The organism is Corynebacterium sp. HMSC055A01, from assembly GCF_001809405.1.
GTDB lineage: Bacteria > Actinomycetota > Actinomycetes > Mycobacteriales > Mycobacteriaceae > Corynebacterium > Corynebacterium hesseae.
Genome location: NZ_KV797591.1, coordinates 60746 through 74128, shown reverse-complemented (window position 1 = coordinate 74128; position 13383 = coordinate 60746). Strand labels below are relative to the sequence as shown.

General features: G+C 56.6%; 10 protein-coding genes. 9 read left to right on the top strand and 1 reads right to left on the bottom strand.

What is annotated here, in order from left to right:
* Positions 1-2 precede the first annotated feature (2 nt).
* From HMPREF2604_RS09620 to HMPREF2604_RS09600, 5 genes are all read left to right on the top strand, one after another.
* Positions 3-983 carry an alpha/beta hydrolase gene (locus tag HMPREF2604_RS09620; protein WP_070523356.1) on the top strand — a complete coding sequence of 327 codons (981 nt, stop codon included), beginning with the start codon at positions 3-5 and terminating at the stop codon, positions 981-983.
* 99 nt (positions 984-1082) lie between these two features.
* Positions 1083-2393 carry a YkvI family membrane protein gene (locus tag HMPREF2604_RS09615; RefSeq protein WP_070523365.1) on the top strand — a complete coding sequence of 437 codons (1311 nt, stop codon included), beginning with the start codon at positions 1083-1085 and terminating at the stop codon, positions 2391-2393.
* Between the two features lie 32 nt (positions 2394-2425).
* Entirely contained in the window at positions 2426-4144 is a 1719-nt protein-coding gene (locus tag HMPREF2604_RS09610) for a helix-turn-helix domain-containing protein (RefSeq protein WP_070523368.1), read from the top strand.
* 117 nt (positions 4145-4261) lie between these two features.
* Positions 4262-5380 carry an alcohol dehydrogenase catalytic domain-containing protein gene (locus tag HMPREF2604_RS09605; RefSeq protein ID WP_070523370.1) on the top strand — a complete coding sequence of 373 codons (1119 nt, stop codon included), beginning with the start codon at positions 4262-4264 and terminating at the stop codon, positions 5378-5380.
* Positions 5381-5482: 102 nt separating this feature from the next.
* The gene (locus tag HMPREF2604_RS09600) at positions 5483-7015 is read left to right on the top strand and encodes a permease family protein (protein WP_070530937.1); all 1533 of its coding nucleotides are present in this window, start codon (positions 5483-5485) and stop codon (positions 7013-7015) included.
* A gap of 166 nt (positions 7016-7181) precedes the next feature.
* Here the strand turns inward: HMPREF2604_RS09600 and HMPREF2604_RS09595 are convergent, their stop codons facing one another.
* Positions 7182-7871 carry a TetR/AcrR family transcriptional regulator gene (locus HMPREF2604_RS09595; RefSeq protein WP_070708197.1) on the bottom strand — a complete coding sequence of 230 codons (690 nt, stop codon included), beginning with the start codon at positions 7869-7871 and terminating at the stop codon, positions 7182-7184.
* Between the two features lie 144 nt (positions 7872-8015).
* Here HMPREF2604_RS09595 and HMPREF2604_RS09590 point away from each other — a divergent pair, with 144 nt between their 5' ends.
* From HMPREF2604_RS09590 to HMPREF2604_RS09580, 4 genes are read left to right on the top strand one after another with little or no spacing between them, the layout of a single operon-like run.
* Positions 8016-9524 (top strand): flavin monoamine oxidase family protein, encoded by a 1509-nt coding sequence (locus HMPREF2604_RS09590; protein WP_070523376.1) that lies wholly within the window; start codon positions 8016-8018, stop codon positions 9522-9524.
* A 13-nt stretch (positions 9525-9537) separates the two neighbouring features.
* On the top strand, positions 9538-10428 hold the full coding sequence (locus HMPREF2604_RS13730) for a universal stress protein (RefSeq protein ID WP_083299233.1): 891 nt from the start codon (positions 9538-9540) through the stop codon (positions 10426-10428).
* Complete coding sequence (locus HMPREF2604_RS09585) at positions 10425-11960, top strand: APC family permease (protein WP_070565194.1); 1536 nt, start codon at positions 10425-10427, stop codon at positions 11958-11960. Before HMPREF2604_RS13730 ends, HMPREF2604_RS09585 begins: the two co-directional genes overlap by 4 nt.
* Before the next feature lie 8 nt (positions 11961-11968).
* The gene (locus tag HMPREF2604_RS09580) at positions 11969-13342 is read left to right on the top strand and encodes an NAD-dependent succinate-semialdehyde dehydrogenase (protein ID WP_070565191.1); all 1374 of its coding nucleotides are present in this window, start codon (positions 11969-11971) and stop codon (positions 13340-13342) included.
* Positions 13343-13383: the final 41 nt, after the last annotated feature.

Here is a 13383-nt window from a genome sequence, read left to right as displayed (position 1 = left end):
CGATGCACACTCTGCACGACGAATACTCCGGGCGCCCCGTCGCCGAGGATGCGTGGAAGGCGCTGAAGCCCTTCCGCGATGGTGGAGCGAAGTCCTTCCATAACTTCCCCATCCCGCAGGTGCGTGAGAACTACGTAGCCTCGGCCCACGCCAACCCACTCCACGAAGAGAAAGAACCTACGACCACAGATTTCCAGGTCGACCAGTTCCAGGTTCGCCTTTATGACCCCCGCCCGGAGGCAGAACGCGACCAGGAGACCCCCGCGGTGCTCTACATGCACGGCGGCGGCTGGCTCATGGGCAACCTGGAGACCCACCACTCCTCGGTACGCCGTATCGCGGTGCTGACCGGACTCCCGGTCGTCGCGGTGGATTATCGCCTCGCCCCGGAGCACACCTACCCGGCGGCTATCGACGATTGCCGCGCCGCCTACCGCTGGCTGTCCAACCCCGAGGCAGAGCACGGACTGACCGTGACCTCCATCGCGGTCGCCGGTGATTCAGCCGGCGGCCAGCTGGCTGCCACGTTGGCGAATGAGTTCGCGGTGCTTGATGACGTCGCCAAGCTCAGCGCCCAGATCCTGCTCTACCCGATCACGGATTGCTCCCGCGAGCGCACCACGAACGGCGCCTCCTACAAGCGTTTGGAAGAGGGCTTCCCTCTCGCCTCCGACACCATGCGGTGGTTCATCGATACCTTCGTCACGGAAGAATCCCAGCGCACAGCCACGGATCTCTCTCCGCTGCTGTTGGAAGAGCTGCCGGAGGGCCTGCCCCCGTCACTCGTCATCACGGTGGACAACGATCCGCTGGCGGATGAGGGCATCGAGTATGCCGGCAAGCTAGCTAAGGCTGGCGTGGATGTCACGCACAAGCACCTTCTGGGATACCACCACGGGCTCTTTACCTCCGCGGCGATCATTGACCGCGGCGAGGAGGAGCTTGCTGGAATCGCCGAGTTCATCAAGGCGGTGACGAGCTAACAGCTTTCGCTCCATCACACACGGGGCAGGCACCTTTCCTAGGCGGCCTGCCCCGTCTGCATAAGTAGAAGCAATTATCCATCCACAGTTAGGTTCACCATGCTTAAACGCTCATTCGGCATCGCGATGGCCTTCATCGGCGTGCTCGCGGGGGCCTCCTTCGCGTCCGGCCGTGAGGCCCTCCAATACTTCGTTGCCTTCGGCAACATGGGCATCGTCGGTGCCATCGTCACCGCACTGGCCATGACCATTTCCGGAATCACCATTCTCCAATTGGGTTCTTATCACCGCGCCAAAGAACACACTTCTGTGTTCAACGCGGTATCCACGCCAATTGTGTCGAAGATCCTTGACTTCGCCACGCTGACCTGTCTCTTCTGCATCGGCTTCGCCATGTTCGCCGGCGCCGGCACCAACCTCAACCAGCAGTGGGGCTGGCCGGTGTGGATCGGTGCGATCCTCATGCTCATTCTCACGCTGCTGACTGGTTTGCTCGATGTGGACAAGGTGACCATCGCCATTGGCGCTATCACCCCGTTCATCATCATCCTGTTGACCATCGGCACCGTATATACCGTGTTGACGTCCAGCCCCGATTGGTCACACCTCAACGAGCAGGCGCAGAACATTCCCACCACGCTGCCCAACTGGTGGGTCTCCGCCATCAATAACTTGGGCCTCAACGTCATCGTGGTGGTCTCCATGATGATCGTCATCGGCGGCAACTTCCTCGATGCCAAGGAAGTGGGCTATGGCGGCATCCTCGGCGGCCTGTGCTTCCTGTTCCTGCTTGCGGTCCTGGTGGGCGGCCTCTACGTTTCGGTGGGTCCGATTACCGACGCCGAAATGCCAACCTTGGCCATGATTGAACAGATTCATCCAGCGCTCGGAGTCGCCATGTCCATTGCTATCTACGGCATGATTTATAACACCGCCATCGGCATGTTCTATGCCTTTGCCAAGCGCCTGACCCGTGGCAAGCCACAGCACTTCTACAAGGTTTATGTCATCTCGGTGCTCATCGGATTCGTGCTCTCCTTCGTCGGCTTCTCTAACCTCATCGGATGGGTATACCCGATTCTGGGCTACATGGGTATCGCCATCATGTTCATCATCGGCTTTGCTTGGTTGAAGAACCGCAAGGACCTGCAGTCTGAGGCCGATCTGCGCCGCCGTGCGCGCGAACTACTCAAGAAGCGTTTTGAGAATGACAACCACCTCTCTGATGAGGAAATGCGCGAGCTTTCCGCTATCGCCCGCAATTCCTCCATTCCCGAATCTGACTTCATCAGAGAAATCATGACTGAGGTCGATTCCGAGGACGTGCCCGAAGAGCTACAGATTGGTGATGGCAAGCTCCACGCGCTCATCACTGGCAAGCCCATTCCGCGCACTAAGAAAAAAGTCTGATCCTAATAATCTGATCCAAATAAACTATAGGCATGTCTCTCCTCGGCACCGTACTCTCCCACCTCGCCAGCGGCACCCGCGTCCCCGACGAGCTGCGAGAGCAGCTGGATGCCGAGGAGCTCAGTTCGCTTCGGGCCGTTGAGGAGACCATGCGCGCCAACCACACATGGCGGGTGATGTCGACCAAGCTGCTCGATGTTTCCCAGATGCTCAACTCGGGCCGCGAATCCTCTGACATCTTCCACGCCATCGTGCGCCACGCGCGCACCACTATTGGCACGGACGTGGGCTACCTCAGCCTCAACGATGAGGACACCGGTTTTACCAAGGTGCTGGCCACCAGCGGTGTCGTCACCGAGGACTTCCGCACCATCAACATGCCGATGGGCTCTGGAATCCTCGGCATTGTGGCCGCTACCAACCGCCCGGCGTGGACCTATGACCATTCCGCCGACCCTAACGTCACGCACGTGGATTACGTGGACCGCGCGGTGGAGGCCGAAGGCATCCGCGGGATCCTCGGCGCCCCGATTCGAATTGCCGGGCGCACCATCGGTGCGCTGCTCGTGGGTGACCGCCACCCCCGCCACTACACGCACGAGGAAATTGCCGCGCTCGAGGTGCTTGGCTCTATCACCTCTGTGGCATTGGAGAATGCGCAAGTCATCGAGAGCCAGGGCGAATCCGTTGCCGAGCTAACCCGATCGCAGATAGCTCTGAGCCGCCATGTAGAAGAGCTGCAGTGGCTCAATGAGGTCAACGCGAAACTGCTCCACGTGCTCATGAACAATGCCAGCTTCGAAGAGCTGGAACGCGTGCTGACTGAAAGTCTCGACGCTCCGGTGATGCTGTGGACCACGGAGGATGCCCCGGACGCTCCCCCAGCAAGCACGTTCCCCGTGGAGTTTAATGGCCGCGCACTGGGCACGATTGGTGTGGACAAGCAGCTCAGCGACGCCGAACTGCGCGTCATCAGCCATGCTTCCGCGGCCTTTACCGCGATTGCCCTTTTTGCCGAGGCGCTTGTCGACGCCACCGCGCGCAAAGTCGATGACCTGGTCTATGCCGTGGCGCTGGGTAATGCCGGGCGTGAGGAGATCGCCCGCCTGCGACACCTGACGGGTATCAGCCTGAACTCCTCAGCACAGCTGTATTTCGTCGGCCTGCACTCAGCAAAGGGCCTGCCCACTCGTCCGCAGCTGGAACACCTCTTGCCGGGTAATGCCGCTATTACGCACCACGATCAGCACGTGTGCGTGCTGTACCAGCCGGATCGAGGTATCGATGCGGCGCTGGCCCCGCTGCTATCTGAGTTCCCCGATTTAGCGGTCTCCGCCATCGGCTTTGATGGCCTGAGTGAAGCACGCAGCGCACATGATTCCGCCATGTCTTACCTGGAATCAGCGCTCGCCCTGGGAGTGCGCGGCCGTCTGATCACCGAGGACTCCCTGGGCACGGTGGGCCTCATTTTAGGCGCGGACCCACACGCATTGAACGCTCTTTCCACACGCACCATCGGCCCGCTGCTGCGTTATGACGAGGAGCATTCCACGGAGCTGACCGATACCGCCCACCACTACCTGCTCTCTGGACACAGCATCCCGCAGACCGCCCAGGCGATGTTCATCCACCCCAATACGGTGCGCCAGCGGCTCGACCGGATCTCGGAGTTGATGGGTGATGAGTGGGCCGTCGGCCAGCGCGGGCTCGATGTCTTCGTGGCGCTGCGCGCCCACACGCTCAGCAAGTAGAGAATTCCCTATCTAATTAGCCGTCTGATGTAATTTCTCCCATACCATTCCTGCTCTCATCGATATCCTGTGGCGTACATTACGTTGCATTAGCCCACCCGATGTCTGGAGGTAGATATGTCTGACACGATTACCATTCGCGGCGCCGTCCTGGAACGCTCCGGCGATGAGCGTCCCTACGCCGACTCCAAGCCCATTACCGTGAGCGAGCTCGAGCTCACCGCCCCCGGCGAAGGCGAGATCTTGGTCAAGATCACCGCCGCTGGCCTCTGCCACTCCGACCTCTCCGTGGTCAACAACAACCGCCCCCGCCCGCTGCCGATGCTGCTGGGCCACGAGTCCGCAGGCATCGTCGAGGAGATTGGCCCGGGCGTTACCAACGTCAAGGTCGGCGACCACGTGGTCATGACCTTCCTGCCGCGCTGCGGCGAGTGCGCTGGTTGCAAGACCGACGGCAAGATGCCGTGTGAGGTTGGCTCCAAGACCAACAACGAGGGCACCCTCATCCGCGGTACCCGCCACCTCACCCGCAATGGTGAGATGGTCCAGCACCACCTCGGCGTTTCCGGCTTCGCAACCCACGCAGTGGTTTCCGAGCTCTCCGTCGTACCGGTTGGCTCCGATGTCCCGGCGGATATCGCCGCCATCCTCGGCTGCGCCATCCTTACTGGCGGCGGCGCCATCCTTAACGAAATTGATCCGAAGCCGGAGGACAGCATCGCCGTCGTCGGCCTCGGTGGCGTGGGCATGGCCGCCATCATCACCGCCGCTGCGCTCGGCGTGAAGGAGATCGTGGGCATTGACATGCAGAAGGACAAGTGCGAGAAGGCCCTCGAAATCGGCGCCACTTCCGCCATGACCCCGCAGGAAGCTGAAGAGTCCGGCAAGAAGTTCACCGCCGTCGTGGAGGCCGCCGGCCACCCGAAGGCCCTGGAAACCGCCTACAAGGTCACTGCACCGGGCGGCCTGACCGTCACCGTTGGCCTGCCAGCACCGGGCTCCACCATCACCATCGACCCGCTCGTGATGACCTCAGAGGCACGCCGCGTACATGGTTGCTACCTGGGTTCTTCCGTTCCGTCGAAGGACATCCCGAAGTACGAGCAACTGTGGCGCGAGGGCAAGCTCAACGCCGAGGCCCTGATCTCCGACCACATCAAGCTCGAGGACATCAACACCGCCATGGACCGCCTGTCCGACGGTGTGGCGCTGCGCCAGATCATCGAGTTCGACTAATCAAGACTCGGCTAAACCTCAACCACTTCACCTTTCCTCACCAAGCCCTGCGCGGTTCGCGCCCGTAGGGCTTGGTCCCTTTTTCTTTGAAAGGAGGCCGTCATGGCCGCAACCACCGAAGCCGCCGAACCCGAAGAACAGGGAATCGGTCAAGCTTCGCCCCACTGGAAGATGGGGCCCTTTGATGTCCGCTTGCCGTTCGTGCACTACCGCATTGAGTGGCCAGACTTCGCACAAGGCTTGTTCATGTGCGTGGTCGATCTGGGTGCTATCCCCCTCATGACTGAGGCCCTCGGCATGCCCTATGAGGCGGCACTGGCCGTCGTCATGCTCAACGGCCTTCTCTACCTGACCCACCACCTCTTGGGTGACCCGGTTGTCCCGGGTTGGATTACCCCAGCTATTCCGCTGCTGACGGTCTACATCCAGACCTTCCCGGAAGGAGAGCAGCGAATCTGGGCGCTCATCAGTTTCCAGCTCTTGTTGGGCATATTCTCCTTAACACTGGGTATAACTGGGTGGGCGTCAAAGGTCGTTCGCCTCATTCCTTCAGGCCTGCGCGCCGGTATCGTGCTTGGTGCCGGTATTGCAGCGATTATCTCGGTATTTCAAGAAGACGGACGTTTCCACTCCTTCCCTATCACCATCACCATCGCGGTGGCCGTGGCCTTCTTCCTCATGTATTCGCGCGGCTTCCAGGCACTGCGGCAGAAGGCCGCCGGCTGGCGTTTCCTGGCTTCGCTAGGCATCCTGCCCGCCATCTTCGTCGCGGTCTTCGTCGCACCGCTGGCCGGCGAGGCACCGTGGCCGGACGTGGAGTGGGGCTTCTCCAAGCCTGACTTCATCACGCTGTGGTCTGAGTACACGGTCTTCGGCGTTGGCTTGCCGCCGGCGCACATGTTCCTTACCGCCATCCCCACAGTGTTGGCTGCCTACATCGTCGTCTTCGGTGACGTCCTGCAAGCCAACGCCGTTCTCAAGGAAGCCGACCATGTCCGTACGGATGAGGCCGTGGTCTACAGCCCGTCGCGCGCACACCTCCTCTTCGGCGGCCGCAACATGCTGATGTCCATCATCGGCCCAGACATCGCCATGTGTGGTCCACTGTGGGCGGCGATGCACGTGGTCATCGTTGAGCGCTACAAGCAGGGCAAGCGCGCCATGCGCACCATATTCGGTGGCGCGGGCTCCTTCCGCTGGGGCACCAACACGGGCCTCCTCCTGCTACCGATTACCTCTTTCGTTGAGCCTATCCTGCCGGTGGGCTTGGCACTGACGCTCATCATCCAGGGCTTCGTATCCGTGCGTGTGGGCATCATGGAGGCCAAGAACCAGAAAGACCTCGGCATCGCAGGCATAACCGCTGGCGTGCTGGCCACCCAGGGCGCCGCGTGGGGATTCGCCGCCGGCATCATTATGGTGCTGGTCATCTACGGCAAGGACATGTTCAAGGACGAGCGCGACGGCACCATCCGCAACTTCGATGAGATCGATCCGGAGGAAGGCTTCGCCGACGCGCAGGCGGATTTCACGGAGCTGGCAGAACTCAATGATCTAGACGCTGACGGGCACCCGATCGATCCGAACGCCCACCGCACAGGATCCAAAGAATCTCCAAAATCTAGCGAGACCTAAGCTCAACCAGCTTATTCCCCAAGGTGCTTCCCTCCCCAATAGCAGTTCACCCCTAGCTGCAGGGGAGGGTTTCGCACGTCATCCTTCTTTGTCAGCTATTCGAGAAGCTGCTGGATGGAATCCGTTTTATCCGTGGGGCTGTGTTCTCTAAATAGACGTCACAAATCTAAGCCTCATTTGATGATAGGAACTGTTCCAACAGGGCTTCCAAACCAGTTTCAAACGACTTGTCCGCACGAAGTTTAGATTGTTCGCTCTCCTCCGAAGACTGCTCTCGGAATTGAGCCAAGTAGATGTCATTCATCTTGTTCAATGGACTATCTCCAGGCCCAGGCGATTCAAAAATATTCAAAGGCGCATGAACGTCGTAAGCAGAACCAAAAACAAAAGACTCTACTGCGACAAGCCTCGTAATAACTTCCGCTTCGGGAACTCCAGCGAGTGCAATTACTTGGACGAGCAATTCGTACATCGAAATCGTTTGGGGCGAACCATAAAGTGGAAGCTCAGTAATTACGCGAATCAGCGGAATATTATCAGCCAGAATATCCCGATACGACCATGCCCATTGCCGAAGCGCATCAGCTGCTGGTAGTTCCCCTGCAAGGGCGTGCTTCAGCGACGAAGTATCGACCTTTGCAATGATGTCATCTTGTACCAGAGCCAGCAGTTCTTCTTTGTTGGAAATGTGATTGTAGAGCGCTGCCGTACTAACCTTCATTGACCTAGCTACCGCTGACATCGATAAGGCTTCAAGCCCCTTGCGCTCAACAATTTGCAGTGCGGCTGATGCTATTTTTTGCCGGTTCACCAGCGCTTTCAATGGCCGCCCTTTGGGGCGCGAAACATTTACCACTGTGATCCCTACAATTCTTGCCGCGCGTTTGTTACTGTAGTCACAACGTTAAATTAAACCCTTTAATTTAACGTTGAAACACCATCGTCCATACGAAGGTCTCACTCACCGCATACCTACTGCACGCGAAGGAGAAACGCTCCAATGGTCACGCAACGTAATGGTAATCCCAACGCCGAAGAGCGCACAGTCGATGTTGTAATCATCGGCGCCGGTGCTTCAGGGCTAATGGCTGCCCGCACTCTCAAGAAAGCAGGAAAATCAGTCTGTGTTCTCGAAGCCCGCAATCGCGTGGGCGGCCGTACCTGGAACGGAAAGGTACTCGACGACCAAGGTACTGAACACTTCATTGAGATCGGCGGCCAGTGGATTTCCCCCGATCAAACGCGCCTCACCGAACTCGTCCAAGAGCTCGGACTCGAGACTTTTGATCGGTACCGCGAAGGAAAATCAGTCTACGTGTCCCCAGACGGCACGCGCCACGAATTTGAGGGAGATACCTTCCCAACGTCAGAGGAAACCGCCTCCGAGATGAATCGATTGATCGCTGAGCTCAATCAGCTGGCCGAGGAAGTCGACGCTAACGCCCCTTGGGAGCACCCACGAGCCAAAGAACTCGATAGCCAATCCTTCCGTGACTGGTTAGAAAGCCTATCTGACGATTCTGAGGCAATTGACAACATCTCGCTTTACATTTCCTCTGGAATGCTTACTAAGCCTTCCCGCACCTTTTCCGTACTTCAAGCAGCTCTGATGGCTTCATCTGCTGGTTCTTTCGACAACCTTGTTGATGAAAACTTCTTGCTTGATAAGCGAGTTGCCGGCGGCATGCAGTCAGTTTCCATAACGATGGCAGAGGAACTCGGCGATGACGTCATTCTCAGTTCACCTGTTCGCACTCTCGAATGGGCTACGCCAGATCCTTCTACGGCAGACGCCCCCAACAATGTTGAAGCGGACGTCCGCAATGGTGTGGACAACAATGGTGGACCGGGAACCGTAACTGCCTATTCTGATCGCGCTGTTGTCCATGCTAAAAACGCTATCCTTGCGGTTCCGCCAAACCTCTATAATCGCATTTCCTACGTGCCTCCCCTGCCGCGAGAACAGCATGTTGCCCATCAGCACATTTCCATGGGTCTCGTCATCAAAGTTCATGCAGTCTATGAAACTCCCTTCTGGCGTGAAGAGGGACTGTCCGGTACTGCATTCGGTGGCGATCGACTCGTTGCCGAAATCTATGACAACACCAATTACGGCAAAAACTTCGCAGGCGGTGAGGAAGGAAAAGAAGACGCATTCGGCACATTGGTTGGCTTTGTTTCCGACGTTTACGCCGAAGAGATGTGGGCTCTCCCCGCTGAAGAACGCAAAGAGCGCATCCTCGATGCAATGTCCATTTACCTTGGTGACAAGGTGAAGAAGCCAATCGCATTCTTCCTCTCCGATATGGCGGCCGAAGAATGGACTCGCGGAGCCTACGCAACGTCATACGATTTGGGTGGACTATCGCGTTGGGGCCATCTTCAGAACAAACCAACCGGCCCTATCTATTACTCCTCTTCTGACATCGCTGGTGCAGGTTACCAGCACGTCGACGGCGCGGTGCGTATCGGTGAAGCCGTTGCGAAACAGATTCTTGGGCAGGGATAAGCGGTGACTGTTCATGAATCCACCCACAGATTTTCCGCGCCGCAGGGCTAACGGCTCTCTGCTAGTCGCATACATCGACACCTCTGACGGTCATGATGCTCTCCATTTAGGAATTGCTCTCGCGCGTGAGCGCCAGGTCAACCTGAAGATAGTCTCGGTTATTCCTCCTGTTAGTCCTCAAGGTTTTGGTGTTCAGACTCAAGATCCTGGTTACAACGCGATTGTGCGAGAACAAACCGAACAGCGTCTCGCCAGTGCGTTAAATAGTCTTCCCGCTGACATTTCTGCGACATGGCACGTCGTCGAGGGGACAGAACCCGCACTTGCCTTGAATGATGCCGCGCAAAAACTTGAGTGCGATTTAATCGTCGTCGGAGCACGCTCAGGCGGACTTTTGAACCGATTCCGCATCGGTACAGTACCAAGTTCATTGCTATACACAGCACAAACACCAGTAGCGCTAGCTCCTCAAGGCTATTCATATCCAGGACCGATAACGAGCATTTCTGCCCTTGTTGGCCCGCGCCGAGGACGATCAGATGTCGCGGCAATCGGACTCGACCGCGCAAACCGCCGAGAGATTCCATTACGCATCATTACTTTGAAGATCTCCGGAGAAGATGCCGGGCACGGATTTGAGCTCCCACTCTCAGAGGCAATCGAAGGAGCGGTTTCCAAGGGACAAGCGTCACGCATCACTACTTCGGGATCAAGTGTCCAGTCAGCGCTGCGAAACCTTAGCTGGGAAGAGGGCGAAGTGGCAGTTCTTGGTTCTGCGCGTATTGCCGGCGATGGTCGGCTCTTCCTTGGCACAACTGCTCATCGAATCCTCAAGCACTTACCAGTTCCAACCATTGTTGTCCCTTCGGGCTACATGTCGCTGAAAGGAGGTGCTCCCTCATGAGTGAACAACCAGCAGTTTCAGAGAAAGGATTGGCAGTCGGCAAAGTCGGTTTGCTCGGAGCTGTCGTCATTGGCATTAGTTGTTTGGCGCCAACTTACACACTCACTTCGGGAATCGGTCCTGCCATCTCGGCCGTGGGCGTCTTCGTTCCAGCCGTTCTCATTCTGGGGTTTATCCCCATGCTGCTTGTGGCCTTTGCTTACCGCGAGCTCAACAACCGTGCTCCTGATTCAGGAACCACTTTTACATGGGCGACCAAAGCCTTCGGCCCGTGGGTCGGTTGGATGGGTGGCTGGGGTCTGATCGCCGCCACGATATTGGTCCTATCGAACCTTGCCGCAGTGGCCGTTGACTTCTTCTATCTGCTCATCGCACAGCTTGCCGGTAGACCAGAGCTCGCTGAACTCACACGCAACCTCTGGGTAAATATTCCAACCACACTTGTGTTCTTAGTTGCTGCAGCTTGGGTCGCGTATCGAGGTATGGACACAACGCAGAAGATGCAATACATCCTCGTTGCAATTCAAATCATCGCAATTGTCTCCTTCGATGTCGCAGCATTATGGAGGGCTTACAACGGAGATGGATTCGATTTCACCCCCATCCAATTCAGCTGGTTCAACCCATTTGAAATCAAGGACTTCTCGGTGGTTGCTGCCGGAATCTCCCTATCCATCTTCATGTTCTGGGGCTGGGATGTCACCCTAACTATGAATGAAGAAACGAAAAACCCAGAAAAAACTCCTGGCCGGGCGGCTACCGTCGTCATCGTCATCACGATCATTTTGTATGTACTTACAGCGGTAGCCGTTATGGCATGGGCGGGCATCGGCGAAAGCGGACTAGGCGCCGGTAACCCAGACAATCAGGAATCAATTTTTGCAGTGCTTTCTTACCCGGTTATGGGCCCATTTGCCATCCTTATTTATATCCTTATTTATATCTCGGTTCTAGCTAGCTCTTTTGCATCCTTGCAATCCACGCTGGTTAGCCCCGCCCGCACGATTCTGGCGATGAGCTATTACAAAGCTCTTCCCCCACAATTGGCTCGAATCAGCCCACGATTCCAAACTCCAACCGTCGCAACGATTGTCGTAACCGTCGTTTCTGGAGCCTTTTATGCCATAACAAGAGTGCTCTCAGAGAATGCACTTTGGGACACAATTGCTGCTCTTGGTCTCATGATTTGTTTCTATTACGGCATCACAGCAGTTGCCTGTCTGTGGTATTTCCGAAAAGAACTCTTTACTTCAGTAAGGAACTTCCTGTTTAAGTTTCTATGCCCGTTGCTGGGCGGTGGCTTCCTTCTCTTAATGTTTTTCATCACCGCTTATGACTCCATGGACCCGAGCTTTGGTTCCGGTTCTTCTCTTGGAGGGGTCGGAATCGTCTTCATCCTGGGCGCCAGCATCCTCGTGCTCGGATTAATCCTCATGTTCATTACCCGACTCCGCAACCCAGATTTCTTCACGGGCTCAGTAATCAGCCGTAGTGAATCCAGTTCAGATACAACAACCCCAAACTTTTCCTAGGAGGAAAAATGTCTCAGTACCGTGTACAGAATCCAGTCAACAACAAGATCATTGAAACTTTCGATGCTCTCGATGATACTGCTATTGAGCCAATCCTCGAAGCTTCTTCCGTAGCTTTCACCGAATGGTCTGGAACTCCAGTCTCACAACGAGCAGAAATTGTGGCCAAGGCAGCTTCACTCTTTGAAGAACGCAAAGAAGAACTCGCTGCCATCATTGCTGAAGAGATGGGGAAGCCACTTCCGGAAGGCGTTGAAGAAGCCGAGTTCTCATCTGCCATCATCCAGTACTATGCGGACAACGCGGAGAAGTTTCTCGCGGATCAAGAGATCCCTACGGAGGCGGACGGTAAGGCATTCATTCGCCGCCGCCCATTCGGGCCTCTGCTCGGCATCATGCCGTGGAACTTCCCGTACTACCAGGTAGCGCGATTTGCAGGACCCAACCTTGTCGCAGGAAACACCATCATCCTTAAACACGCGGAGATTTGCCCGCGTTCTGCTCTGGCGATCGAAAAGATCTTTCTCGATGCCGGCCTTCCGGCAGGGGTGTACACCAATGTTTTTGCTACCCATGAGCAAATCTCTACCTTGATCGCAGATCCCCGCGTTCAAGGAGTTTCTCTTACCGGATCCGAGCGGGCCGGAGCTATCGTTGGTGCACAGGCTGGCCAGCACCTCAAGAAAGCTGTACTCGAGCTTGGAGGTTCAGATCCATATGTCATCCTCGACACGGATGATGTTAAGGCTTCAGCCGAACTCGCTTGGGGTACGCGTATGTACAACACCGGCCAAGCCTGCAATTCAAACAAGCGGCTTATTGTCGCAGAAGACATTTATGACGAGTTTGTTCAAGAACTAGTTAATCTTGCGCAACAAATGGAGCCAGGACTACCGGATACTGCCGGGGAAACTGTGTATGCCCCGCTATCTTCCCGTAGCGCTGCAGAGAACCTCAAAGAACAGATCGAGCGCGCTGTTTCTGCTGGAGGCCAGCTACTGGCGGGTGGTGAACTCTCAGAGGAGGGCGCCTACATCTCCCCTGCAGTAATCACAGATATCCCTCGAGGTAGCGATTCCTATTATGAGGAATTCTTTGGACCGGTCGCCACGGTCTACAAGTTTAAGACTGATGAGGAAGCGCTCGAGATAGCTAACGACAATGTCTTCGGCCTTGGCGCAGCAGTGTTCTCTCAAGACTCCAAGCGAGCCCAAGCAATTGCTGAGCGCATCGAATCTGGCATGAGCAACGTCAATACACCAACTGGTGAAGGTCCTGAACTCCCCTTTGGTGGTGTCAAGCGTTCAGGTTTCGGTCGCGAGCTTGGTTCACTTGGTATCGAGGAGTTCATCAATAAACAGATGTACTTCATCGCCAACTAAACACAGCTAGGCCCGAAGCCTCTTCATCAAGGGACTTCGGG

Excerpts from the sequence above, each read along its gene's own strand:
- HMPREF2604_RS09620 (WP_070523356.1), top strand. The coding sequence starts at position 3 with ATGCACACTCTGCACGACGAATACTCCGGGCGCCCCGTCGCCGAGGAT.
- HMPREF2604_RS09615 (WP_070523365.1), top strand. The coding sequence starts at position 1,083 with ATGCTTAAACGCTCATTCGGCATCGCGATGGCCTTCATCGGCGTGCTC.
- HMPREF2604_RS09610 (WP_070523368.1), top strand. The coding sequence starts at position 2,426 with ATGTCTCTCCTCGGCACCGTACTCTCCCACCTCGCCAGCGGCACCCGC.
- HMPREF2604_RS09605 (WP_070523370.1), top strand. The coding sequence starts at position 4,262 with ATGTCTGACACGATTACCATTCGCGGCGCCGTCCTGGAACGCTCCGGC.
- HMPREF2604_RS09600 (WP_070530937.1), top strand. The coding sequence starts at position 5,483 with ATGGCCGCAACCACCGAAGCCGCCGAACCCGAAGAACAGGGAATCGGT.
- HMPREF2604_RS09590 (WP_070523376.1), top strand. The coding sequence starts at position 8,016 with ATGGTCACGCAACGTAATGGTAATCCCAACGCCGAAGAGCGCACAGTC.
- HMPREF2604_RS13730 (WP_083299233.1), top strand. The coding sequence starts at position 9,538 with ATGAATCCACCCACAGATTTTCCGCGCCGCAGGGCTAACGGCTCTCTG.
- HMPREF2604_RS09585 (WP_070565194.1), top strand. The coding sequence starts at position 10,425 with ATGAGTGAACAACCAGCAGTTTCAGAGAAAGGATTGGCAGTCGGCAAA.
- HMPREF2604_RS09580 (WP_070565191.1), top strand. The coding sequence starts at position 11,969 with ATGTCTCAGTACCGTGTACAGAATCCAGTCAACAACAAGATCATTGAA.